This window comes from Novosphingobium sp. FW305-C-30-35, assembly GCF_058783135.1.
On record NZ_JBYSYJ010000001.1, the window covers coordinates 3,160,801 to 3,185,044 of the forward strand.

Here is a 24,244-nt window from a genome sequence, read left to right on the forward strand (position 1 = left end):
GAACCGGATGGAGAGAGAGATGACTCAGCAGCTTGGCGCAATGCAGGACTGGAAGCTGCGGGTCACACATCTGATAGACCACGCCGCGCGCGAACACGGTGCGCGCGAGATCGTCAGCCGCTGGGCCGATGGCAGCGAGACGCGGACCAACTGGGCCGGCATACGCCACGATGCGCTGCGCATGACGCAGGCCTTGCGCAAGCTTGGCGTGCAGCCCGGGGACCGGATCGCGACGCTGGCGATGAACCATCATCGGCATCTGGTTTCGTGGTATGGCGCGGTGGGCGTTGGCGGCATCCTCCACACGCTCAACCCCCGGCTGTTCGACGATCAGCTCGAATACATCGTCAATCATGCCGAAGACCGGGTGATGCTGTTCGACAAGGTCTGGGCGCCGATCATAGAGCGGATGAAGCCGCGCTGGCCGACGGTCGAACACTACATCTGCTTTGACAGCAGCGAACCGGCGCTTCACTTCGAGGAATGGATTTCGGGCGAGGACGGCGTGGCCGAGTGGCACGACGGTGACGAGCGCGATCCCTGCATGCTGTGCTATACCAGCGGCACCACCGGTAATCCCAAGGGCGTGCTCTATGAGCATCGCTCTACCATGCTCCATGCGCTGAGCGCGATCAGCCCACCCGTGTTCGGGATGGACTGTCGCTCGGTCATGCTGCCGATCGTGCCGATGTTCCATGCCGCCAGCTGGGGCCTGCCCTGGGCCGGCGCCGCGGCAGGGGCCAAGTTCGTCTATTCAGCGGTGAACGATGGCGCAGTGCTGTGCGACCTGATGAACCGCGAAAAGGTGACCTGTTCGGCCGGGGTGCCCACCGTGTGGCTGGCCCTGCTGCAGCATGTCGACACCCACAACGGTGGCGAAATCCCGCCGAGCTTGCAGACCATCGTCTGCGGCGGTTCGGCGATGCCGCGCGCGATGATCGAGCGCTTCATGCGCGCCGGGCGCCGGGTGGCCCATGCCTGGGGCATGACCGAGACATCACCGATCGGCACGACGGGGGCCGAAACCTGGAACTGGGACGAGCTTTCGTTCGACGAGCAGGTGACGGTCAAGGCGATGCAGGGGCGGCCGCCGTTCGGCGTGGAAATTCGCTGTGTCGATCTGGGCGATCCGGAGAAGGTCCTGCCGCGCGATGGCGTGACGGCGGGAGCCTTGCAGGTGCGCGGGCCGTGGATCGTCAAGCGCTACTTCAAGGCCGAGGCCGATGCGGTGGTGGCAGGGCAATGGTTCGATACCGGAGACGTGGGCCTGATCCATCCGGACGGAACCCTGCAACTGACCGACCGCACCAAGGACGTGATCAAGTCCGGCGGCGAATGGATCAGTTCGGTCGAACTGGAGAATGCTGCGATCGGTCATCCCGCTGTGGCGGAGGCGGCAGCGATCGGCGTGTATCACCCTAAGTGGGATGAGCGGCCGTTGCTGGTGGTGGTGAAAAAGCCGGGCGCCGAGTGCAATGAGGAAGAAATCCGCAGCTTCCTTGCGCAACATGTCGCCAAGTGGTGGGTGCCCGATGCGGTAGCCTTCGTGGAACAAATCCCGCACACGGGCACCGGCAAGATCAGCAAGAAGGACCTGCGCGAACAGTTCCGCGACTTCGTGTGGGACAAGGTGGCGTGAGCGAGCGCCCGGTCTACATCGATCCGAGCCGCGAGAACTTCGAGGTCTTCAAGTCGCTGCCGCGGGACCGGCCGATCCACATGCTCAACCTGATCAAGTTCCGCGATCTTGCCAAATACCCGGAAGGGCACTCCAACCATGGCAAGGGCCTGACCGGGCGCGAGGCCTATGCGATCTACAAGGACGCGTTTCAGGCGCTGGTAAGGGATTCCGGTGCGGCGATGGTGTGGCACGCGCCGATGGAATGCGTTGTCACCGGGCCGCAGGGCGAGTGGGACGAGGCTTTCGTGATGGGCTACCCCGACGCCGGGGCATTCTTTGCGATGGTGAAGGACGAGGCTTATGTACGCGATGCGCTTCCGCATCGCACAGCGGCGGTGGCGGACAGCCGGTTGATCCGGTTCAACGGGGCTTAGCGTTTCCTTGGCGTGGAGCCGGGTGCCCACCCCGCTGCGACTAGCTTCACTACGTTCAGCAAGTCTCACGGCCCTCCCGCCTGGGGGAGGGCATCGCATCGCGGAACCCCGGTGCGCCCCCGCAAAGGCGGGGCCTCATTGGTTTACTGTGAGGTTCCGTAAGAACAACGAGGTCCCGCCTTCGCGGGGACGCCGCGAGGTGGCGCGAGGGAGCATCCGCTGGCGAATGCGGACGGTAACGCCTGTGGGAGTTCACAGATCGCGCGACCGGTGCGGTGCCGTTGTGGCACGCAAGGGATGGGGCGCGGGACCGGTTGCGAGTGGCCGGGGGCGGTTCCGGGCCCCTTGTCGGCTCAGCCTGATGGTCGGACACATGCGAAAGGACGAAGCTTTGGCAGCGGCTCGCGTACTGCCTTGGCTTCTGGCAAGCGGCTGCGTGAAAAGAACCTGTCGTTTGTGCTGACACAGTCGCACAATCATGGCGGGTTCCGCATCCGCAGCGTCGCTCAGGGTTCGGCGCCGTGCTATCAGCCCTGGGTTGTCCTGTCTGTCCTTGGGTAACGGCAGGGATTGCCCGGTGGGTCTTGGGCTTTACGCCCCTCGTTGAACCCGCTGCGCACCTGCCGCACCGATCGCGCCGGAGCCGTCCGCCCAAGTATAATTCTGGGCGTAAGCTCCGAAGGGAGAGGAGCGGGTTGGCCTTGTGCCCTCTCCTGACCTGTGGGCGGAGTGTATAACCTATATGGTTCTTTTTGTCAAGCTTGTCCGTACTGACCCAAACCGTCATCCCGGGCTTGACCCGGGATCCCGCTTCCTTGGTTCACAGGAAGCGCAGAAGAAAAGCGGGGCCCGGGTCAAGCCCGGGGCGACGGTAGGTTTGGAGAATGTCTGGTGTGTGCTCAGAACAGGTCCAGCTGGCCGTTGGGGCTGGGCTTCCTGAATTGCGCGCAGTCCAGATCGATGCGGGCCTTGCCGATGCCGTGCTTGCGACAGGCGACGCGGAAGCGGGTGCGGATGAGGTCGGCCCAGACGCCATTCGGCTTCATGCGGGTGAAGAACTGCGCGTCGTTGTCCTTGCCGCCGCGAACCGACTGGACGATCCCCATGACTTTCGATGCGCGATCCGGGAAGTGCGTGTCGAGCCATTCGCGGAACAGCGGGGCGACTTCGTGTGGAAGGCGCAGCATGATCCAACTGGCCGACCGCACGCCACGGTCTGCGGAGGCCTCAAGGATGCCTTCCATGAACTGGTCGGTGATCGACGGAATGACCGGGGCGACCGAAACATGGGTGGGGATGCCGGCGGCAACAAGCTTTCCAAGGGCTTCCAATCGCTTGGCAGGACTGCTTGCACGCGGTTCGAGAAGGCCGGACAGGCGCGGGTCGAGGCTGGTGACCGAGATGCCGACCGCGGTCAGATTGCTGCGGGCGAGTTCGGCCAGCAGGTCCAGATCATCCAGTACGCGCGCGGACTTTGTGGTGATGGTGACCGGGTGGCGCAATTCGAGGCAGAGTTCGAGAACCTGGCGGGTGATGCGGTAACGGCTTTCGATCGGCTGGTAGGGATCGGTATTTGTGCCCATGGCAATGGGAGCGGGCATGTAGCCGGGCTTGGCCAGGGTTTCACGCAGCAGCTTTGCCGCATCGGGTTTGGCAAAGAGCTTCGTTTCGAAATCGAGGCCGGGCGAGAGATCGTGCCAGGCGTGGGTGGGCCGAGCGTAGCAGTACACGCAGCCATGCTCGCACCCCCTGTAGGCGTTTACCGAACGATCAAAGGGGATGTCGGGCGAGCGGTTGAAGGTGAGGATCGAGCGGGAATGTTCTTCGGTGACCGTCTTGCGCAGCTTGGGACCGGGACCGTCGATATCCTCGCGCGCGTCGAGCCAGTCGCCGTCAACCTCGCGCGTGGCGAGGCCGAAGCGGGTGGGGACCCTTGCCGATTGCGCTCCTCTGCCATGGATTGCCATGGCTGGATTGGAACATAAGTGGAACGAAAATGCAATAGCGATTGGAAAGACTTACTTTTCCAGCAGCCTCGGCATCAGTTCGACAAAGTTGCAGGGCCGGTTGCGGCTGTCGAGCTGTTCGTCGAGGATGCCGTCCCAGCCGTCCTTCACCGCGCCATTCGAGCCGGGCAGGGCGAAGATATAGGTGCCGCGCGCGACGACGGCGCAGGCGCGTGACTGAATCGTGCTGGTGCCGATGGTCTTGTAGGACAGCCAGCGGAACAGTTCGCCAAAGCCCGGGATGTCGCGCGTCTTGACGCGTTCGAGCGCTTCGGGAGTCACGTCGCGGCCGGTGAGACCGGTGCCGCCGGTGATGACGACAGCATCGACGGTGCGATCGTCGATCCAGTTGTTGAGGCGGCTGGCGATGCGGTCGGCATCGTCCTTTTCCATGGCGCGGGCAGCGAGCTTGTGGCCCTTGGCCTTGATGCGTTCGGCGAGGATATCGCCCGATGTATCCTCGGCCGGGCCGCGGGTGTCGGAAACGGTCAGCAAAGCAATGTTGATCGGCTTGAATTCGCGCGAAGTATCAATTGCCACGCGATGCGATCCTCACATTATCTGCGCCTGAAAGGCCGGGGAACTTGGGCCACATGCCCTGGACAAGGCCCATGCGGCTTTCCGACGGGCCGCCGGCCTGCTTTTCGTACATCCAGTAATTGCGCATGACGATGGAAACGTAGCCGCGCGTTTCCCAGTAGGGGATCGATTCCATCCACAGCAGCGGATCGCTGCCGCCGCGGATTTCCGTGTTCCAGCGGCTGATCGGCAGGGGGCCGGCATTGTAGGCGGCCATGACCTTGGGCAGGAGGCCCTGCGTCGCATCGGAATCGCGCAACTGCTGGAGGTACTGCTGGCCGAAGGCAAGGTTGACGTCAGGCAGGTCGAGCTGGCGATCGCGCCCGGCCATTGCCGGCTCTACGCGGGCCATGTCCTTGGCCGTGCCGGGGCGGACCTGCATCAGACCCTTGGCCCCGGCCGGGCTGGTGACGGCCGTGCGGAAGTTCGATTCCTGCAGCGAATGGGCAAAGAGCAGCGCGGGATCGACCTTCCAGCCCGTGGCCGGCGTCCACTTCGGCGCAGGGAAGCGCGCGGATTCATCGGGACGGGCCCCTGCCGGGGCATTGTAGGCCATCCACAGCTGGGTGGAGGGGAGGCCCAGATCGCGGGCAAGGCGCGAGAGCGGGGCATATTGCCCGGGCGCGCCGATGCGGGCCTGATGGCGCAGGACTTCGTCGGCAAGGCCGTCTTCGCCGATTTCGGCAAGCTGCACGGCGGTGCGGATGTTCGGAACGTCGCGAAGCTGCTGCCAGTCATTCTGCGAGAAGTCCGGCGCGACCGGCGGCGTGCTTTCGCGCATGCCCAGCGCTTCGGACGCCATCATGCCGTAGAGCGTTTCGCGGAAGCGGGCGGCGTTGCGCAGCGAGGCCGAGACCTTTTCCGGCTTGCGGCAGCGCAGCCAGGCGCGGCTGGCCCAGTAGTGTGCGGCGGACGCCAGTTCGTCGTTCTGGGCTGATCCTGCGGTCTTTTCAAAGGCGTCGGCGGCGGCGAGGCAGTCGCTCAGGCGCCAGCTGGCAAGGCCTGCGGTCCAGTAGGCTTCCGCGACCCACGGGCCGGTGCCTTCGGCGGCGGTGAGCGAAAGAGCGCGGGCGGTGGCGTCGTCGTTCTCGATATAGAAGGCCCAGCCGACCTTCTGCCGCCATTCGGCGCGAGCAGCGGGCGAGAGCGTGGCATCGACCCCATCGAGCAGGACGCGGGCACCGACGGGATCGTCAAACTTGATGCGGTCCTGAATCGCGGCGGCGACGCCGGCCGGCATCGTACCGTCATCGATCGGGCGCGGCTTGATGCGCTTGGAGACGGTGGGAAGGCTGACAAGACGCTGTGCCTGCGGCAGGGCGGGCATGTCGGTGGCGCCGCGCTTCAGGGCGAGGCGACCGAGCTGCTCCGCCCACGGCAAGTCCGGAGCCTTGGCCAGCACTTCAGTGATCGGGGCGAGCTCTGCCTTGGGCGAGGTTGCGGCCAGCATGTACTGGGCGCGGGCTACCGTATGGAGAGGCCCATCGGTCCGCTGGGCGAACAGCGTCTGCACCTGCGTCCAATCCTCGCGCTCGATCGCGGAGAACAGGCTCTTGTAATAGGAGCGATCGTCGGCGCTCAGCAGCGAGGGGACGGCGGTGCGATCGGCGCGGCCACGGAAATAGTCGACCGCGGCGCTGTTGGCGTGAGCCGGGACAGCCGAAAGCCCAAGCGACGAGGCCGCGAGCGCGAGCAGCGTGAACGTCTTGGCGCGAGCCAGCTTCAAATCGTTTCGGTCCCCGTCCATTCGAGCCAGCGGCTCCACAGACCTGCCTTGAGGGCAGGGCGCTGCAGCATGGCTTCGAGATCCCACGCCGGCAGCGCGGGAAGTGGTGGCCCTTCTTGATTAATTGCCCGTAAACTTTGAGCCAAATTCGGCGGGTCGTTGCCGAGAAGCGCCGAAATGCCTGATGCGCCTAGGATCAGCAGTCGTTTCGGAGCGGCAAGAGTGATGTGGTGGAGGAGAACTTCGCCGAGGCCCGACTCCTTGTGGAGGTGCCAATCGGGCATCGGCACGTGGGCTGGAAGGGCAGAGGCGATGTAGGTTCGGGACCGGTCAAGGCCAAACGCGGCCAGCATGGCATCGAGCAATCGGCCTGCACGCCCGGAGAGAAGGGTATCGCCATCGTCTGCCGAGGGCATCGGCACCAGGATCATCAGGTCCGCACCTTGCGCGCCGACCGGAGGCAGGCGATGCAACCCGGCGGGCGCGAGGGCGGGTTCGGCCAACCACCAAGGGGCGAAGGCTTCAAAGGTCTGCGGCCAATCAGCCTTGGCGCTAACCTTGGCCACCTTGGGCGAATCATCGCGCTCTGCCGTGAGTTCGCGCAGCGGCTTCATCGGGGCCGGTGGTGCAGCTTCCCTTGGCTTGCGCGCTTCGGACAGCCAGTCTTGAGGATCGTCAACGAAGGCATGGTCTACGCCCGCATCGCGCCACCAATCGAGCGCGGCCGTAACGGCATCGCGCCACTGATGATTTTCTGCGTTAGCGATATCGGGCAACCTGTCTTTCCTTCCAGTCCAATTTGCGGTCTTGACCTTGCCTGTGCCCTCTTTCAAGGCACATTCGAAATTCAATCGTGCGTTTAGCAGCAGTCGGGAGATATCGGGGCATGAGCGAACGGGAATCGATGCCGTATGACGTCGTCATCGTTGGCGGAGGGCCTGCGGGCCTGGCTGCTTCGATCCGGCTTAAGCAGGTGAACCCGGAAATTTCGGTCTGCATCCTGGAAAAGGGTTCGGAAATCGGCGCGCACATCCTTTCGGGCGCGGTGGTAGACCCGAAAGCGCTCGACGAACTGCTTCCGCAATGGCGCGAACAGGGCTGCCCGATGGCCGAAGTGCCGGTGACCGACAATTGGCACTGGGTGCTGTCGAAGAAGGGCAAGGTCTCGATCCCGCACTGGCCGATGCCGCCGTTCATGTCGAACGATGGCAATTATACCGGCAGCCTTGGCAACCTGTGCCGCTGGCTTTCGGAACAGGCGATGGAACTGGGCGTCGAGATCTTCCCCGGCTTCCCCGCGGCGGAGATCCTGTTCGACGAGAATGGCGCGGTCATGGGCGTCGCGACCGGCGACATGGGCATTGCCAAGGACGGTTCGAAGAAGCCCGATTATCAGCCGGGCATGGAACTGCACGCCAAGTACACGCTGTTTGCCGAAGGCGCGCGCGGGCACCTGACCAAGCGGCTCAAGGCGCATTTCGACCTCGAGCGCGATTGCGAGCCGCAGGTCTATGGCATCGGCATCAAGGAGCTCTGGGACATCGATCCCGAGAAGCACGTTCCGGGCCGGGTGATCCACACGCAGGGCTGGCCGCTTTCGGAATCGAATTCGTGGGGCGGCGGGTTCCTCTACCATCAGGCCAACAACCAGGTGGCATTGGGCTTCGTTACCGCGCTCGATTACGCCAACCCCTATGTCTATCCGTTCGAGGAATTCCAGCGCTGGAAGCAGCATCCGGAAATCCGCGCGATCCTGGAAGGCGGACGCCGCGTTTCGTACGGCGCGCGTGCGATCAATGAAGGCGGCTGGCAATCGGTGCCGCGCCTGTCGTTCCCGGGTGGCGCGCTGATCGGCTGCTCGGCCGGCTTCGTCAACGTGCCGCGCATCAAGGGCAGCCACACCGCGATGAAGAGCGGGATGCTGGCCGCGGAGTCCATCGCGGCGGCGATGGCAGCTGGCCGCGAAAAGGACGACATGGTCGAGTACGATGCGGCCGTGCGCGAAAGCTGGATCGCCAAGGAGTTGAAGAAGGTCCAGAACGCGCAGCCGCTGGTGGCCAAGTTCGGCGGTGAGCTGGGCACGGTGCTGGCTGGCGCGGACATGTGGCTGCGCACGATCGGCGGCTTTGGCATCTGGAAGCCGATGAAGCACCACCGCGACAGCGAGGCGACGCAGCGCGCCGACCTGTACAAGCCGATCGCGTACCCCAAGCCTGATGGCGTCATCACCTTCGACCGCCTGACCAGCGTCTCGTTCTCGTACACCAATCACGAGGAAGACCAGCCGAGCCACCTCGTGCTGAAAGACCCGACGGTGCCGACGCGGATCAACCTGCCGCTCTATGCGGGCCCCGAGCAGCGCTACTGCCCGGCGGGCGTCTATGAGTACGTCGGCGTGGAGGAAGGCAACCCGCGCCTGCAGATCAACGCCCAGAACTGCGTCCACTGCAAGACTTGCGACATCAAGGACATGACCCAGAACATCGAATGGGTCACGCCTGAGGGCGGCGGCGGGCCGAACTATCCGAATATGTGAGGTTGAGTTCCTCCCCGGCACGGGGAGGGCACACTGACTCTGGTCAGCATACATGAAGTCATGAGCTTGCGAACATCGCATTAGCATTGGTAAACCGAGGCTGGAGGCGCCTGTTTATGGCCTACTCGCTGTTGGTGATGCTGTTTTCAGCTGCGCTTGCTTGGATGCTTGATTTGTATGGCAGGATGCCTTGGGGAAATGTCCGCCCTTCGAAGACTGACTTGAAGCATGTCTCGACGGCAAGCCCGGTGACCAAGCTTTCATTGAAATATCGAACCGCCTCGAGATGGGGAGGTATCGTTGGTTTCTGGTCAATTTTTATTTCAGTTTGGCTTTTTGGATCCACAATGAACGTCTGGGGGTGGTTGAGCTTGGGACTCCTCGGGGCGGTTTCCGTTGCAGCGGCGGTTTTTTCGCATTGGTGGCTTATCTCTTGCCGCACCCTTAGGCCAAAGAGATGAAAGAAACCGCTTACGCCAAGATCAACCTTGCGCTGCATGTGCGGCGGCGCAGGGAGGATGGGTATCATGAGCTTGAGACGCTGTTTGCCTTCGTGGATGCGGGGGATGTGCTGAGCGCTTCGTCTGCGCAGGCGGATTCGCTGCGCGTTGTCGGCGAGTTTGGCGGCGCTTTGGACGATCCGTTTGGCAATATCGTGGCCAAAGCCTTGCAATCCCTGCCGCATGGGCCGGGCTGGGCGGTGACGCTGGAGAAGAATCTGCCGGTGGCGGCCGGGCTGGGTGGCGGATCAGCCGATGCCGGGGCGATATTCCGGATGGTTCGGGACAGCCATGGTTTGCCGGAGGACTGGCATGCGCGGGCGGCGAAGCTGGGGGCGGATGTTCCGGCTTGCGTCGAGAGCGTGGCGTGCATCGGACGCGGAACCGGAACCGAGCTGGAGCCGATTGCCAACGATCTGGCGGGGACGCCTGTGCTGCTGGTCAACCCTCGCATTCCGCTGGCGACCGGGCCGGTGTTCAAGGCTTGGGATGGCGTTGATCGCGGGCCGATGGAAGGTGACAACCTCAGGGAAATGGCGCTTGCGGGCCGCAATGATCTGGAAGCTCCGGCACTGACGCTCGTGTCAGAAATTGGCGATGTGCTGAGAGCCCTGGAGCAGACGGGCGCGTGGTTGACGCGTATGTCAGGATCAGGCGCGACGTGCTTCGCGCTCTATGATAGACCTGAGCTGCGCGATGCCGCCAAGGCGGCGATGACGGCGGGGTGGTGGACCTTGGCGGGGGCCTTGCGATGAGTGAGGCCTTTGCCATCCTTGGTCAGCCGCGCTTCGGGGGCATTCTGGTGGTGTCGGACCATGCTTCAAACCGCGTGCCCGATGACATCGACCTTGGCATCGCTCCCGAACTGCTGGACCAGCATATCGCGGTTGACATCGGCGTAGCCGAAGTCGGCTCGTTGATGGCTCAGCGGCCCGGCATTGCGGCGCTTCAGGGCGGGGTGAGCCGTCTGGTCTGCGATTTCAACCGTGACGAGCATCTGCCGACCGTGGTGCCGATTGCCAGCGATGGCCATGCGATCCCCGGCAACGCGCTCGATCATGCAGGCCATGAAGCGCGGCTGGCGCGGTTCTTCCGGCCCTATCACGATGCGCTGGCCGACCTTCTGGCCGATGTGCCGCAAGCGCTGATCCTGTCCTTGCACAGCTTCACGCCGCAACTCGCCTCGAGCGATGAGCCTCGGCCCTGGCACGTGGGCGTGCTCTACAACGAGGATGATCGCGCAGCGCGGATCGCCATTCCAATGCTTGAGGCCGAAGGGCTCTGCGTCGGGGATCAGCTGCCCTATTCGGGCAGGCTGCTTAATGCGACAATGAACCGCCATGCCGAGGCGGATGGAAGGCCCTACCTGGGCATAGAGGTGCGGCAAGACCTGATCAGCGATGCTAAGGGCCAAGCTGAATGGGCCGAGCGGCTGGCGCGGATTGCCAATCAGGTTGCGGTCGCAATCAGTTAGGTTTTCTGCCACTTTTGGCTGACATAGTTGTAATTAATACTTTCGACAGCGGCTGATTCCGTCGGCTAGGGAACGATCCCAAGTCGCTCGTAAAAACTGATTCCCTGTCCGGAGTTCGCACAATGCCCCCCTATCGTTCACGCACCACCACCCATGGCCGCAACATGGCGGGCGCGCGCGGACTTTGGCGCGCAACGGGCATGAAGGACGAGGACTTCGGCAAACCGATCATCGCGGTGGTCAATTCGTTCACGCAGTTCGTGCCGGGCCATGTCCACCTCAAGGACCTCGGCCAGATGGTGGCGCGCGAGATCGAGGCGGCTGGCGGCGTTGCCAAGGAATTCAATACCATCGCGGTCGATGACGGGATCGCCATGGGCCACGACGGCATGCTCTATTCATTGCCGAGCCGTGACCTGATCGCCGACAGCGTGGAATACATGGTCAACGCCCATTGCGCCGACGCGATGGTCTGCATTTCCAACTGCGACAAGATCACCCCGGGCATGCTGATGGCGGCAATGCGGATCAACATTCCGGTCGTGTTCGTCTCGGGCGGGCCGATGGAAGCGGGCAAGGTAATCCTCAAGGGGAAGGAGCACGCGCTCGACCTCGTCGACGCGATGGTTGCGGCAGCCGACGACACGATGACCGACGAGGAAGTGACTGCGATCGAGCGGTCGGCCTGCCCGACCTGCGGTTCGTGCTCGGGCATGTTCACGGCCAATTCGATGAACTGCCTGACCGAGGCGCTGGGTCTTTCGCTGCCGGGCAATGGCTCGACGCTGGCTACCCACGCTGATCGCAAGCGCCTGTTCCTCGAAGCGGGGCGCCTCGCCGTGGACCTGTGCAAGCGCTACTACGAGGAGGACGATGCCAGCGTCCTGCCGCGCTCGATTGCCAGTTTCGATGCGTTCGAGAATGCGGTTTGCCTCGATATCGCGATGGGCGGTTCGACCAACACGGTGCTGCACCTGCTGGCGGCGGCGCACGAAGCGGGCGTGAACTTCACCATGTCGGACATCGATCGGCTGAGCCGCCGGGTGCCGTGCCTGTCGAAGGTCGCGCCGGCCAAGAACGACGTGCATATGGAGGACGTCCACCGTGCGGGTGGCATCTACGCCATTCTTGGAGAGCTGGATCGTGCGGGCCTGATCCACACGCACCTGCCGACCGTGCACAGCCGCACGCTGGCCGAAGCGCTGGAGCGCTGGGACATCAAGCGCACCAATTCGCCAAGCGTGCAGGAATTCTTCAAGGCAGCGCCGGGCGGCGTGCCGACGCAGGTGGCGTTCTCGCAGGACCGTCGCTGGAAGGAACTGGACCTTGACCGCGAGACCGGCGTGATCCGTTCGGCCGAACACGCCTTCAGCAAGGACGGCGGGCTTGCCGTGCTCTATGGCAACATCGCGCGCGACGGCTGCATCGTGAAGACGGCAGGCGTTGACGAGAAGATCCACAAGTTCTCGGGGCCGGCCAAGGTCTATGAAAGCCAGGACGCGGCGGTGACGGCGATCCTGACCGGGCAGGTCGTGGCAGGGGACGTGGTGGTGATCCGCTATGAAGGGCCGAAGGGCGGCCCGGGCATGCAGGAAATGCTCTATCCCACCAGCTACCTCAAGTCGAAGGGGCTGGGCGCGGCGTGCGCACTGCTGACCGACGGGCGCTTTTCGGGCGGGACTTCGGGCCTTTCCATCGGCCATGCCTCGCCGGAAGCGGCCGAGGGTGGCGAGATCGGGCTGGTCCAGAACGGCGACATGATCGAGATCGACATCCCAAACCGCACCATCCATCTGGCGGTGAGCGACGAGGAATTGTCGCACCGTCGTGCGGCCCAGGACGCCAAGGGCTGGAAGCCGGCGCAGGAGCGGCCGCGCCAGATCTCGACGGCGCTCAAGGCCTATGCCGCGATGACCACCAGCGCGGCGCGCGGTGCGGTGCGCGACCTCAAGCAGCTGGGCATCGACTGATGCGCAAGGGGCTGCCAGCGCTGCTGATCTGCGGGGTGCTGGCTGCCTGCTCAAAGGCCGAGGACGCGCCGAAGGGGCGGGTGATCGATTGCGCAGTGGGCGGATCGGCGAAGTTCCTGCCGGAATGCTTTGTCGAGGACTCGCGCGTGGGTGACAAGCGCTTCCTGACCGTGCGGCACAAGGCCGGGGGTTTTCGCCGGTTTGAGATGGTGAACGACGGGCGCGGCGTGGTATCGGCTGACGGGGCCGACGAGGCGACGGCGCAGTGGTCGTCGCAAGGCGTGCTCGAAGTTTCGGTCGCGGGAGACCGCTATCGCTTTCCGGCAAGGATGAAGGACGATGCCCCGCAGCCGTGAGCCTGTGCTTTCGCAAGTACTCACAGTGGCGCAGATGCGCGCCGCAGAGGAGGACCTGATTGCGGCGGGCTCGACTGTCGATGCGCTGATGCAACTGGCCGGGCGCGGCGCGGGCGAGTGGGTACGCCGGATCGCGGGCGGCGGTTCGGTTACCGTGCTTTGCGGGCCGGGCAACAACGGCGGCGATGGCTGGGTCATCGCCGAATACCTTCGCGAACATGGCAATGCCGTGCAGGTCGTGCAGGCGCGCGAGCCGGTGACGGATGCGGCGCGCAATGCCAAGGCCCTGTATCGCGGGGCGGTCGTTTCGGCGGGAAGTGTGACGGCGGGGGACGTGTTCGTCGACTGCCTGTTCGGAAGCGGGCTGACGCGCGCCTTGCCGGATGATCTTCTTGCCCTGCTGTGCGATTTGGCGGCGCTGCATCGCCATCGCATTGCGATTGATCTGCCGAGCGGAATCGAAAGTGACAGCGGCGCCGCGCTGAATGAGGGCTTGCCGGAGTGGTCGTTGACAGTGGCGCTGGGGGCGTGGAAGCATGCCCACTTTGCCATGCCTGCCTGTTCGAAGATGGGCGCGGTCAGGCTGGTTGATATCGGCGTGGCGGCACTGCCGGGCGCGGCGCGGGTCCTGGCGAAACCGAAGCTGGAGGCACCTGCAGCCGATGCGCACAAGTACCGGCGCGGGATGCTCGGGATCGTCGCCGGAGAGATGCCAGGCGCAGCCTTGCTGGCGGCGACGGCCGCGCTGCGGGCAGGGGCGGGATACGTGAAGCTTGCAGCGCAGGCAGCGCCCTTGGTGGTCCCGCCGGAGTTGGTGGTGACCGGCGACGCTGCGGGAATGCTGGCCGACGCGCGGACCTCGGCGCTACTGGTAGGGCCGGGTCTGGGCCGGTCTGATGAAGCGTCGCGCCTGCTCGCTGCTGCGCTCCATGCTGGCCGACCGACAGTGGTGGATGCCGATGCGCTGGTCTTGTTGCGACCGGCGATGTTGTCTGGTGCACAATGCATTCTGACCCCGCACGAGGGCGAGATGACCGCGCTGGAGCGGGCTTTCGGGCTGTCGGGGGCGGGCTTGCGGCGGGATCGCGCGCTTGCTCTGGCTGAGGTTTCAGGCGCGGTCGTGGTGCTGAAAGGGCCGGACACGCTGATTGCCGCGCCCGGTGGCGAGACTGTTCTGGCACCGCGAGCTTCATCGTGGCTTTCGGTGGCAGGGACGGGCGACGTTCTGGCGGGAGCCATCGCCAGCCGCCTTGCCACGCATTGTCAGGACTTGGGGCAAGCCTTGCGCGCCGCCGAAGAAGGCCTATGGCTCCACGGCGAAGCGGCGCGGCTGTGCGGGCCTGCGTTCACGGCCGGAGAACTGGCCCATGGCGTGCAGGCAGCGCTGAAGGCCTGCCACGGAGGTGGCTACGAAGGAACTTCTTGAATGAGCGAGTCAGATCTGATCGTGCGTGTTGCCGCCAAGGGGGAAGGCGCAACGGCAGACGGCAGATACGCGGCGCTGGCGGCTCCCGGCGATGTGCTGCAGGCTGATGGTTCGCTGGTGCACGGTCCCAACCACGTCGATCCGCCGTGTCGGCACTTTCCCGCCTGCGGCGGTTGCCAGTTGCAGCACCTGTCCGAGAATGCGCTGGCCGAATACGTGCACGATCGCGTCGTAGGTGCGGCAAAGGGACAGGGGATCGCGGACGTGGTAGCCACGGCGGCGCACATCTCCCCGCCACGTTCGCGCAGAAGGGCGACCTTGCATGCGCAGGCGATCGGCAAGCGCGTGGTCATCGGGTTTCGCGAGCAGGGTTCGCACAAGATCGTCGACATGCGCGAGTGCCATGTTCTGGCGGCTGAACTGTTTGCACTGGTAGCCCCCTTGCGCGCCCTGCTCGAGCAATGGGGCGACCGCAAGCTGGCGGTCGATGTCGAGCTGGCGCTGGCCGATCAGGGTGTGTCCGTCGGCTTGAAGGGGCTGACTGCCGAAGGTCTGGCGAAGACCGAAGCCTTGCTCGACTTTGCGCGGGCCAACAGCCTGGCGCGGCTGACGATGGATTCTGGCTATGGCGCCGAGGGCGTGTGGGAGCCGGAGCCGGTAACGGTCACCCTTGGCGGGACGCCGGTTTCGTTGCCGCCCGGAGCTTTCCTGCAGGCGACTGCCGATGGCGAGGCAGCGCTTGTGGGTGCGGCGCGCGAATGGCTGGCCGGGGCACCCACGGTGGCGGATCTGTTTTCAGGGCTTGGCACCTTCGCCTTTGCCCTTGCGGGTCCGAAGACAAAGGTGCTGGCAGCCGAAGCGGCGCGCGATGCGCATCTTGCCTGCCAGACGGCGGCGCGAATGAACGGTCGGCCGGTCCACCCGCTGCACCGGGACCTGTTTCGCAATCCGCTGCGGGTGGAAGAACTGGATCGCTTTGCTTCCGTCGTGCTCGATCCACCACGGGCGGGCGCGCAGGAGCAGGTGGAGCAGATCGCCCTGAGCAAGGTTGCGCGCGTGGTCTATATCAGCTGCAACCCCGCGAGCTGGGCGCGGGATGCGATCAAGCTGATCGCGGGCGGTTACAGGCTGGCGGAGCTGCGGCCGATCGGCCAGTTCCGCTGGTCGACGCACGTGGAGCTCGCCAGCCTGTTCGTCCGCGATTGAATCAGGCGGCGAAGACGATCTTCGCGGCGTGGTAGATCAGCGCCATGAGCGCGACGCTCGACAGCGAGAACAGGATGAAGCGGACCATGACCTTGTTCACGGTCGCCTGCACCAGTGAGTGGACAACGCGCAAGGCTACATAGGCCCATGCCACAGTCGCGCTGGTGCCGTTGCCGGCCCCTGCGACAGCGATGACGAGGCAGACCGCGTAGAACAGCGTCGGCGCTTCGTGCAGGTGGTTGTAGTTGTGGGCCTTCCATTGGACGCTGGCGGGAAGCAGATCGTCGAGCGTCCTGGTGGGGTCCTTGGCGAGACTGTCTGGATCGAGCTTTGCCGCATTCATGGCCGGAATGCGGGTGACGTACATCCACAGCCACATGACCATGGTCCACGCCATCAGTGCAACGGCAGGTTGCAGGATATGGGCAATCTTCATTGGCATTCTCCCCCTTTTTTATGGCTTATCCGTGGCCCATGGTCGCTCCCAGCGCGCGCAGGGCCAGCCCGATCAGGCACAGCGTTGACAAAAGGAACAGGCTGAAGCGCACAGGCACGCGGTTGACGGTTGCCTGCCAGATCGAGTGGACGATGCGCAGGACAACGTAGCCCCATGCCAGCATGACATCGAGCGAGGCCGACCCCATGATCGCAAGGATCATCACGGTGGCGTAGAACAGCGTCGGCTGTTCCATGAGGTGGCTGTAGTTGTGCGCCTTCCAGTTGATCTCGTCGGGCAGCACGCCTTCGAGGTCCTGTCCGCGCCCGCCGGGCTTGGCTTTGCCGAGGCCACCCTTTTGCTTGAGGGCTGGCAGCCGCGTTCCGGCCATCCAGAACAGCATCACAATCGACCACAGCACAAGCACCGCGGCGGGCGTGAGGATTTGCGCCTGCATCTTCAGATCTCCCCCGAGAATTGCCGGGAGAGTGCGAGGTGTGAGTTAGATTGTCAAATGCAACTTATCCGTGGTGCGCAATCACTTGGGCAAAGGCGGACGGGTCGACGTTGCCGCCCGAGAGCAGAACGGCGGTACGGCCATCTGCGGCCACCTTGCCGGCGAGCAAGGCGGCGAGGCCTGCTGCTCCGCCCGGCTCGACGACCAGCCTCAGCTTGCTGAAGGCATAGCGCTGGGCGGCGCGCACTTCCGCTTCGGTTACGCTCAAGCCCCTGAGGCCCCGCGCGGAGAGGACGGCGAAGTTGATGGGGAAGGTGGCGGGCGTCTGCAGCGCGTCGCACGCTGTGGGAGGGGCGTCGCGAGGGACGCGCTGGATCGCGCCACTGACGAGGCTCCGGGCGACATCGTCCCAGCCTTCGGGTTCGACGGGCACGATCTCGGCGTCGGGCAGGGCAAGGGCGAGACCGGCAGCAAGGCCGCCGCCGCCGCAGGGTGTGACGACGCGGGTCGGCCCGCCATCGGCGAAACATTCCATCTGCGCGGCCAGTTCGATTCCGGCGCTGCCCTGACCTTCGATCACCCATGGATCGCCAAAGGCATGGACAAGCGTTGCCCCGCTTTGCGCAACAAGTGTAGCGGCCACGGCATCGCGATCCTCGCCGCCGGGCCGATCATAGAGCACGACGTCTGCGCCAAGCTCGCGCGTGGCGGCGAGTTTCACTTGCGGCGCGTCATTGGGCATCACGATCCGGGCCGCAATGCCGAGCCGGCGGGCGGCCCAGGCCACGCCTTGCGCGTGGTTGCCGCTCGATACGGCGATGACGCCGCGGCTGCGCTCGTCATCGGTCAGGTCAGACAGCCGGTGCCACGCGCCGCGAATCTTGAAGGCGCCGACGGGCTGGAGGCATTCGGCCTTGCACCACACGGTTCCGCCATTCGGCAGTTCAAGCGGAAGCAGCGGCGTTTGCGGCAGAAGCTGCGCCATCTTTTCCGCGGCGCGGAGGACCCCTGCGCGGGTGGGAGCGCGCTGATCTGACGAAGCATTCGGGTTAGGACTTGGGTTTGTCATGGCTCTACTCTAAAGGGCCTGCCCATGAATGTCCTGCGCGTTCGATCGAGAGGTCCGGAACGCGACGGGACAAATGGCATTTGGAGCAATCATGGCAAAAGTTCTCGTCATCGGCGCAGGCGGCGTCGGCTCGGTCGCGGTCCACAAGATGGCGATGAATTCCGATATCTTCACCGGCATTGCGCTGGCGAGCCGCACCAAGTCCAAGTGCGACGCCATTGCCGCTTCGGTGAAGGAGCGCACGGGCGTTACGGTCGACACCTACCAGATCGACGCGGATGACGTTGCCGCAACCACGGCGCTGATCAACGAGGTCAAGCCCGTCCTCGTCGTCAACCTGGCTCTGCCATACCAGGACCTCAACATCATGGACGCCTGCCTTGCTGCTGGCGTCAACTACATGGATACCGCGAACTACGAACCGATCGACGAGGCCAAGTTCGAATATTCGTGGCAGTGGGCCTATCAGGACAAGTTCAAGGAGGCGGGCTTGATGGCGCTGCTGGGATCGGGCTTCGATCCGGGCGTGACCAGCGTTTTCGCCACCTGGTTGAAGAAGCACAAGCTCGACACGATCCGCACGCTCGACATCCTCGATTGCAACGGCGGCGATCATGGCCAGCACTTTGCCACCAACTTCAATCCGGAAATCAACATCCGCGAAGTGACCGCGCCTGCGCGGCACTACCTCAACGGTGAGTGGGTGGAAACGCCGGCGCTGACCATCCGCCAGCAGTTCGACTTCGAGGAAGTCGGCCCGAAGAACATGTACCTGATGTACCACGAGGAACTCGAAAGTCTCGCGCATCACCTGCCCGAGATCGAGCGCATCCGCTTCTGGATGACCTTCGGCGATGCCTATATCACGCACCTCACAGTGCTGCAGAACGTGGGCATGACCCGGATCGATCCGGTGATCTACGAGGGCAAGGAAATCATCCCGCTGCAGTTCCTCAAGGCGGTGCTGCCCGAACCGGCTTCGCTCGGCCCCACGAGCAAGGGCAAGACCAACATCGGCGATATCGCCACGGGCCTGAAGGATGGAGAAGAGAAGACCTTCTACATCTACAACATCTGCGACCACGAGGACGCCTATCGCGAGACCGGCAACCAGGCGGTGAGCTACACCACCGGCGTGCCCGCGATGATCGGCGCGGCGATGATGGTGCAGGGCATCTGGTCGGGCGCCGGCGTGTTCAACATGGAACAGTTCGACCCTGATCCCTACATGGACATGCTCAACAAGCACGGGCTACCGTGGCAGGTGAAGGAACTGGCGGGTCCGCTGGCGTTCTGATCTTTCTGCGTCCCCGCGAAGGTGGGGGCGTTCCACGTCTGATGTCGTGTTGGACGGAATGGGGCCCCCGCCTGCGCGGGGGTCCATTGTTTTGAAGTGAGGCTTAGCATGGAAACCAGAGCGGGCGATCCGGGGGCTTTTGCGCAGTTTGACCTGAACCGGGTGGATAGCCCGGCATTCGTGGTCGATGCAGCGAAGTTGCGGGCCAATCTGGCGGTGCTGGCCGACGTGCGGGACCGCGCCGGGATCAAGGTGCTGGCGGCGCTCAAGGCGTTTTCGATGTGGAAGGTGGCGCCGATCGTCGGGGAGTATCTCGACGGCGTGTGCACGTCCGGCCTGTGGGAAGCCAAGCTGGCGGCCGAGCACTATTCGGGCGAGATCGCGACGTACTGCGCGGCCTACAAAGCTGAGGATCTGCCCGAGATCCTGCGGCTATCGGATCATGTGATCTTCAATTCGCCCGGCCAGCATGCGCGGTTTGCGGGCGAGATCGCGGCAGCGCAGGCTGTCGGAGACAAGTTCGACATCGGCCTGAGGATCAATCCACTGCACGCCGAGGGCGAGGTGCCGCGTTATGACCCTTGCGCGCCGCATTCGCGTCTGGGCTTCCCGGTGGATCAGTTGTTGCCAGAACACCTGGAAGGCGTATCGGGCCTGCATTTCCACACGCTGTGCGAGCAGGATTTCGAGCCATTGAAGCGCACGTGGGATGCGCTGGGGGCACGGATTGCGCCTTGCTTCGGGCAGCTCAAGTGGCTGAACTTCGGTGGCGGCCACCACATCACCCGCGCCGATTACCAGCGTGAGGACCTGATCGCATTCCTGCGTGAGGTGAAGGCGCGCACGGGTTGCGAGATCTATCTGGAGCCGGGCGAGGCCGTGGCGCTGGATGCGGGAATTCTGGTCGGCACCGTACTCGACACGCACTGGAACGGGATGCAGCTTGGGATTACCGACATTTCGGCGACCTGCCACATGCCCGACGTGATCGAGGCACCTTATCGTCCGGCAATGCTGGGCGAACTGCCCATCGACGAGTACGAGGATGGCGGGGAGGGAGGCGCTCCGGTGCGTCTTGGCGGGCCTTCGTGCCTCGCGGGTGATGTGATCGGCGATTACCGCAAGCCCGGGTTGGCGCAGCCGGGCACGCGCTTTGCGTTTCTCGATCAGGCGCATTACTCGATGGTCAAGACCACGACTTTCAACGGCGTGCCACTACCGTCGATCTGGCTGTGGGACAGCAAGAGCGATGCGCTCGAGAAGGTGCGCGGCTTCACTTACGAGGACTTCCGCGACCGTCTTTCCTGAGGCATGCTGCCTGCTGACAACAATGTTGGCGGGAGAAGGCAATGGCGGGCGATTTGCTCGATGGTGTGACGAGCGATCCGGTGCGCATGGGCTGGATGCAAGGTTCGCCGCCGCCTGCCGACAAGATCCTGCTCGCCTCGCGCGCGGACCACATGCGGTTTCCGATGATCCGCTGGTCCTATTCCAACATGCGCCAGTTCGTGCCCTCGCGACGTGTGGCCGCGGGGGACGAGAGCAAGGCGCTTGAACGGGCAATTGACGAGGGGCTGGGGCAGATCCGTTTCGTACCGCTGAATGCGGATGAGCCGATGTCGCTGGAACAGTCGCTGACGCAGGCCTTCACCGATGGCATTCTGGTCCTGCACCGCGGCAAGGTGGTGTTCGAGCGCTGGTTCGGCGTGACCGGGCCGGAGACGAGGCATATCGCCTTTTCGGTAACCAAGAGCTTCGTCGGAACGCTTGCCGAGATGCTGGTCGAGGAGGGCAGGCTTGATCCTGCGGCGCTGGCGTCGGATTACTTGCCGGAACTGACCGGGAGCGGGTTTGGCGATGCGACGGTGCGCCAGGTGCTGGACATGACCACCGCGCTCGATTTCTCCGAGGATTATGCCGATCCCAACTCTGGCATCGGGGCCTACAGTGCGGCTCTTGGGCTGACGCCGAGGCCGGTGGACTATGCCGGGCCGATTGATCTTGCGTCGTACCTGCCCCGCATCGGCAAGGCGGGGCAGCACGGGACAGGCTTCACCTATCGCACGCCCAATACCGAAGTGCTGGCGTGGATGATTGCGCGGATCGAGCGGAAGCACTTTGCCGAGGTGCTGTCGGAGCGGATCTGGCGGCCGCTGGGCATGCGGGGCGATGCCGACCTCATCGTGGATCAGGCGGGAACGGCCTTTGCCGGTGGCGGGCTGAACCTGAGGCTGGAGGACCTGGCGCGGTTTGGTGAGGCGATGCGCCTTGGCGGGCTGGGGGTCATTCCCGAAGCCGTGGTGCAGCGGGCGACGCATGGCGGAGAGCCGGCGCATTTCGACCGCAACCGCTATCCGCAACTGCCGGGTTGGAGCTATGGCAGCCAGTGGTGGATCAGCAACAACAACCGCGGCTGCTTCTCCGCGCGGGGCATCCACGGGCAGACTCTGTGGGTCGATCCTGCAGCGGAATTGACGGTGGCACGATTCGCATCGCACCCCACAGCTGCCAATGGCGCCAACGATCCGCTGTCACTCCCGGCATGGGCTGCACTGGCCGAAGCATTAAGTTCCTGATTTTTCGCGATCTGTCTGGATTTGTTTCATTTTCCTGACAGGACTTTTGGGCAGCGTTATTTTCACTTGAGATTCATGCGCAGGGCCTTATTTACCCCCCTCTCGCTGCCCCATGGGGACTTCCAAACCGCAAGGCAGCTTCGTTCAACGTTCCGTTTGGGGGTCCCTTGAGTTGCACATCCATCCTGACGCACTGGCTGTAGTTCGCGCCTCCGCGCCTGAACAACCCGCCATTTTGAACCGTCCGCACGCCGCCGCGCGCGCTGCCCGCTTCTTCGTCGAGAAGTTTCCGGGCAAGTCGCTGTATGCGGTGAAGGCGAATCCGTCGGCCGATCTGATCCGCATCCTGTGGGATTCGGGCGTAACGCACTATGACGTCGCCTCGATCGCGGAAGTGCGCCTGGTGCGCGAGACGCTGCCCGAGGCAGTGCTGTGCTTCATGCATCCGGTGAAGGCTCCGGCTGCGATCCGCGAAGCCTATCACACCTATGGCGTGCGAGTGTTCAGCCTCGATTCGATCGAGGAGCTGGAGAAGATCAAGGCTGCGACGGCAGACTCGGAGGGCAACGTGCCCGAAGACCTGACGCTGTGCGTGCGCCTGCGCGTTTCGTCGGAATACTCGGAGCTGAGCCTCGCCTCGAAGTTCGGCTGCGATCTGGCCAATGCGGCAGAACTGCTCCAGGCGACCCGCCAGGTGGCGGACTCGCTGGGCGTGTGCTTCCATGTCGGCAGCCAGTCGATGAGCCCGCATGCCTATGTGCAGGCGTTGGAACGCGTGCGTGCCGCGATCGTCGATGCTTCGGTCCTTGTCGACATCATCGACGTGGGCGGTGGCTTCCCCTCGATCTACCCGGGCATGGAACCGCCGCCGCTCGAAGACTACTTCGGCGTGATCGACCGTACCTATGAATCGCTGCCGGTTTCCTACTCGGCCGAACTGTGGTGCGAGCCGGGCCGTGCGCTGTGCGCGGAATACAACTCGATGATCGTGCGCGTCGAACGTCGCCGCGGCGCCGAGCTGTACATCAACGATGGCGCTTATGGCGCGCTGTTCGACGCGGCCCATGTCGGCTGGCGCTTCCCCGTCCGCGTGCTGCGCGACGAGGTGGCGAACGATATCGACACCGAGATCGAGCTGGAGCCGTTCAGCTTCTATGGCCCGACCTGCGACGACATGGACCACATGGAAGGTCCGTTCGAACTGCCGGTGGACATGAAGGTTGGCGATTACATCGAGATCGGCATGCTCGGCGCCTATGGCGCGGCAATGAAGACCGCGTTCAACGGCTTCGGCGCCACGGAAGTGTTCGAAGTGACTGACGAGCCGATGTCGAGCCAGTATCGGGGCGATCGCCGCGATCCGCGCGTTTCGGACAACGTGGTCTCGCTGCGCTGATTGCTGGCGCGATTGAGGATACAAGGAAGGCCCTGCCGCGAGGTGGGGCCTTTCTCGTTATTGCTGTGCGAAGACGGCGTGATAGATGACTGCCGCGGCAACCAGCCACAGTACCACGACAGCGACGAGCCCGCCGGTTGAGCGTGGCTTGCCGACTGCGCTGGCACGTTCGCGCAGGTCCTGCATGAGCGGTGCGGGGATCATCCTGACGGCGAGCGCGATGCCAAGCGGCACGAGGATCACGTCGTCAAGATAGCCGAGGATCGGGATGAAATCGGGGATGAGGTCAATAGGGGACAGGGCATAGGCCGCGATGATGGCGGCGGCGACTTTAGCTGCAACCGGCACGCGCGGATCGCGCGCGGCAAGCCACAGGGCCACCACATCACGCTTGATGCGCCGGGCCCATGCCTTGAGATCCTGGAGTGCCTTTACTGCCACCAGCTCGAAGTAGGAGCGCGGGCCGCTGTTACAAGCTTCAGTCGAAGCCGACGAACCGGGCGGCTTCCTCCACGCTCTTGCGTTTGCTGACGACTGCATTGGCGGGGAAGTCAGGATCGGGCCAGCCCAGCGCGACCGCTTTCATGATGACCTGATCGTCAGGGATGCCGGCATGTTCGCGCACGACCGGGGATTGCATGATGCCTTGCGAGTTGATCACGCAGCCAAGCCCCCGCGACCAAGCGGCGTTGACGAGCGCGTTGGTTACGGCGCCGCAGTCAAAGGCGGTATCGTCGCTGCCGGATAGCTCACGGTCATACGTGACGATAACGCAGACCGGTGCGTCGAACTGGCGGAAGCCGCGCAGCACCCAGTCCTGGCGGGCGGGCGCATCGTCGCGGGCAATGCCCATGGCGCCAAACAGCTGCTTGGCAACTTCGACCTGCCGGTCACGATGAACGCCGGCGAAGGGGTTGCCCTTGCGGAACTCGCGGCTGTCAGGCTCGCCTGCGAGGATGCGCTCGGTATTGCCTTGGCGAATTTGGTTGAGCGATTCGCCAGTGACGACATGGAAGTGCCAGGGCTGGGTGTTCATCGAACTGGGAGCGCGCATCGCCAGCGTGAGGATTTCCTCGATCAACACGCGCGGCACCGGCTTGTCGAGATAGCCGCGGATCGACCGGCGACCAAGGACCACTTCGTCGTAGGACAGAACCGACATGCACTCTCCCGGTCTTT

At 64.2% G+C, this 24,244-nt stretch carries 23 protein-coding genes; 14 read left to right on the forward strand and 9 right to left on the reverse strand.

What is annotated here, in order from left to right; genetic code table 11:
* Nucleotides 1-19 precede the first annotated feature (19 nt).
* Both AC3WLM_RS15635 and AC3WLM_RS15640 read left to right on the forward strand, forming a co-directional pair.
* Nucleotides 20-1,639, forward strand: coding sequence for a long-chain fatty acid--CoA ligase (locus tag AC3WLM_RS15635; RefSeq protein WP_492477897.1), 1,620 nt, complete (start codon nucleotides 20-22; stop codon nucleotides 1,637-1,639).
* Nucleotides 1,636-2,055, forward strand: a complete 420-nt coding sequence (locus AC3WLM_RS15640) for a DUF1330 domain-containing protein (RefSeq protein WP_492477898.1) — start codon at nucleotides 1,636-1,638, stop codon at nucleotides 2,053-2,055. The genes AC3WLM_RS15635 and AC3WLM_RS15640 overlap by 4 nt, the downstream gene beginning before the upstream one ends.
* Nucleotides 2,056-2,954: 899 nt before the next feature.
* Here AC3WLM_RS15640 and AC3WLM_RS15645 read toward each other — a convergent pair.
* From AC3WLM_RS15645 to AC3WLM_RS15660, 4 genes are read right to left on the reverse strand one after another with little or no spacing between them, the layout of a single operon-like run.
* A complete protein-coding gene (locus AC3WLM_RS15645) occupies nucleotides 2,955-4,022 on the reverse strand; it encodes a PA0069 family radical SAM protein (RefSeq protein WP_492477899.1) in 1,068 nt (355 codons plus the stop codon).
* Between the two features lie 51 nt (nucleotides 4,023-4,073).
* The gene (moaB, locus tag AC3WLM_RS15650) at nucleotides 4,074-4,601 is read right to left on the reverse strand and encodes a molybdenum cofactor biosynthesis protein B (protein ID WP_193826716.1); all 528 of its coding nucleotides are present in this window, start codon (nucleotides 4,599-4,601) and stop codon (nucleotides 4,074-4,076) included.
* Entirely contained in the window at nucleotides 4,591-6,387 is a 1,797-nt protein-coding gene (locus AC3WLM_RS15655; protein WP_039332005.1) for a lytic transglycosylase domain-containing protein, read from the reverse strand. The genes moaB and AC3WLM_RS15655 overlap by 11 nt, the downstream gene beginning before the upstream one ends.
* Nucleotides 6,363-7,142, reverse strand: a complete 780-nt coding sequence (locus tag AC3WLM_RS15660) for a uracil-DNA glycosylase family protein (RefSeq protein WP_492477900.1) — start codon at nucleotides 7,140-7,142, stop codon at nucleotides 6,363-6,365. Before AC3WLM_RS15660 ends, AC3WLM_RS15655 begins: the two co-directional genes overlap by 25 nt.
* Before the next feature lie 110 nt (nucleotides 7,143-7,252).
* Between AC3WLM_RS15660 and AC3WLM_RS15665 the strand changes: the two genes are divergently transcribed.
* From AC3WLM_RS15665 to AC3WLM_RS15700, 8 genes are all read left to right on the forward strand, one after another.
* A complete protein-coding gene (locus AC3WLM_RS15665) occupies nucleotides 7,253-8,902 on the forward strand; it encodes an electron transfer flavoprotein-ubiquinone oxidoreductase (RefSeq protein ID WP_039332007.1) in 1,650 nt (549 codons plus the stop codon).
* 116 nt (nucleotides 8,903-9,018) lie between these two features.
* Nucleotides 9,019-9,363, forward strand: coding sequence for a hypothetical protein (locus AC3WLM_RS15670; RefSeq protein ID WP_156451868.1), 345 nt, complete (start codon nucleotides 9,019-9,021; stop codon nucleotides 9,361-9,363).
* Complete coding sequence (locus tag AC3WLM_RS15675; RefSeq protein WP_492477901.1) at nucleotides 9,360-10,157, forward strand: 4-(cytidine 5'-diphospho)-2-C-methyl-D-erythritol kinase; 798 nt, start codon at nucleotides 9,360-9,362, stop codon at nucleotides 10,155-10,157. Before AC3WLM_RS15670 ends, AC3WLM_RS15675 begins: the two co-directional genes overlap by 4 nt.
* Complete coding sequence (locus tag AC3WLM_RS15680; RefSeq protein ID WP_492477903.1) at nucleotides 10,154-10,876, forward strand: N-formylglutamate amidohydrolase; 723 nt, start codon at nucleotides 10,154-10,156, stop codon at nucleotides 10,874-10,876. The genes AC3WLM_RS15675 and AC3WLM_RS15680 overlap by 4 nt, the downstream gene beginning before the upstream one ends.
* Nucleotides 10,877-10,998: 122 nt before the next feature.
* Nucleotides 10,999-12,846 (forward strand): dihydroxy-acid dehydratase, encoded by a 1,848-nt coding sequence (gene ilvD, locus AC3WLM_RS15685; protein ID WP_492477904.1) that lies wholly within the window; start codon nucleotides 10,999-11,001, stop codon nucleotides 12,844-12,846.
* Nucleotides 12,846-13,202: a hypothetical protein gene (locus tag AC3WLM_RS15690; protein ID WP_062342047.1), complete on the forward strand. Its 357-nt coding sequence runs from the start codon at nucleotides 12,846-12,848 to the stop codon at nucleotides 13,200-13,202. The genes ilvD and AC3WLM_RS15690 overlap by 1 nt, the downstream gene beginning before the upstream one ends.
* On the forward strand, nucleotides 13,186-14,628 hold the full coding sequence (locus tag AC3WLM_RS15695; protein ID WP_492477905.1) for an NAD(P)H-hydrate dehydratase: 1,443 nt from the start codon (nucleotides 13,186-13,188) through the stop codon (nucleotides 14,626-14,628). Before AC3WLM_RS15690 ends, AC3WLM_RS15695 begins: the two co-directional genes overlap by 17 nt.
* Nucleotides 14,629-15,834 carry a class I SAM-dependent RNA methyltransferase gene (locus AC3WLM_RS15700; protein ID WP_492477906.1) on the forward strand — a complete coding sequence of 402 codons (1,206 nt, stop codon included), beginning with the start codon at nucleotides 14,629-14,631 and terminating at the stop codon, nucleotides 15,832-15,834.
* Nucleotide 15,835: 1 nt separating this feature from the next.
* Here the strand turns inward: AC3WLM_RS15700 and AC3WLM_RS15705 are convergent, their stop codons facing one another.
* The 3 genes from AC3WLM_RS15705 to AC3WLM_RS15715 all read right to left on the reverse strand — a co-directional run bounded on the left by AC3WLM_RS15705 (nucleotide 15,836) and on the right by AC3WLM_RS15715 (nucleotide 17,796).
* A complete protein-coding gene (locus AC3WLM_RS15705; protein WP_039332019.1) occupies nucleotides 15,836-16,270 on the reverse strand; it encodes an MAPEG family protein in 435 nt (144 codons plus the stop codon).
* Nucleotides 16,271-16,295: 25 nt separating this feature from the next.
* Nucleotides 16,296-16,727, reverse strand: coding sequence for an MAPEG family protein (locus tag AC3WLM_RS15710; protein ID WP_039332022.1), 432 nt, complete (start codon nucleotides 16,725-16,727; stop codon nucleotides 16,296-16,298).
* 64 nt (nucleotides 16,728-16,791) lie between these two features.
* Nucleotides 16,792-17,796, reverse strand: coding sequence for a threonine ammonia-lyase (locus AC3WLM_RS15715; protein ID WP_492477907.1), 1,005 nt, complete (start codon nucleotides 17,794-17,796; stop codon nucleotides 16,792-16,794).
* Between the two features lie 91 nt (nucleotides 17,797-17,887).
* Here AC3WLM_RS15715 and AC3WLM_RS15720 point away from each other — a divergent pair, with 91 nt between their 5' ends.
* The 4 genes from AC3WLM_RS15720 to AC3WLM_RS15735 all read left to right on the forward strand — a co-directional run bounded on the left by AC3WLM_RS15720 (nucleotide 17,888) and on the right by AC3WLM_RS15735 (nucleotide 23,065).
* On the forward strand, nucleotides 17,888-19,093 hold the full coding sequence (locus AC3WLM_RS15720) for a saccharopine dehydrogenase family protein (RefSeq protein WP_492477908.1): 1,206 nt from the start codon (nucleotides 17,888-17,890) through the stop codon (nucleotides 19,091-19,093).
* A 108-nt stretch (nucleotides 19,094-19,201) separates the two neighbouring features.
* On the forward strand, nucleotides 19,202-20,401 hold the full coding sequence (locus tag AC3WLM_RS15725) for a carboxynorspermidine decarboxylase (RefSeq protein ID WP_492477910.1): 1,200 nt from the start codon (nucleotides 19,202-19,204) through the stop codon (nucleotides 20,399-20,401).
* A gap of 41 nt (nucleotides 20,402-20,442) precedes the next feature.
* Nucleotides 20,443-21,669: a serine hydrolase domain-containing protein gene (locus AC3WLM_RS15730; RefSeq protein WP_492477911.1), complete on the forward strand. Its 1,227-nt coding sequence runs from the start codon at nucleotides 20,443-20,445 to the stop codon at nucleotides 21,667-21,669.
* Between the two features lie 172 nt (nucleotides 21,670-21,841).
* Nucleotides 21,842-23,065 (forward strand): type III PLP-dependent enzyme, encoded by a 1,224-nt coding sequence (locus AC3WLM_RS15735; protein ID WP_039332027.1) that lies wholly within the window; start codon nucleotides 21,842-21,844, stop codon nucleotides 23,063-23,065.
* Between the two features lie 57 nt (nucleotides 23,066-23,122).
* Here AC3WLM_RS15735 and AC3WLM_RS15740 read toward each other — a convergent pair whose 3' ends face one another.
* Together AC3WLM_RS15740 and AC3WLM_RS15745 are read right to left on the reverse strand one after the other, a co-directional pair.
* The gene (locus AC3WLM_RS15740; protein WP_492477913.1) at nucleotides 23,123-23,506 is read right to left on the reverse strand and encodes a YkvA family protein; all 384 of its coding nucleotides are present in this window, start codon (nucleotides 23,504-23,506) and stop codon (nucleotides 23,123-23,125) included.
* A gap of 37 nt (nucleotides 23,507-23,543) precedes the next feature.
* Nucleotides 23,544-24,227: a nitroreductase gene (locus AC3WLM_RS15745; RefSeq protein WP_492477915.1), complete on the reverse strand. Its 684-nt coding sequence runs from the start codon at nucleotides 24,225-24,227 to the stop codon at nucleotides 23,544-23,546.
* Nucleotides 24,228-24,244: the final 17 nt, after the last annotated feature.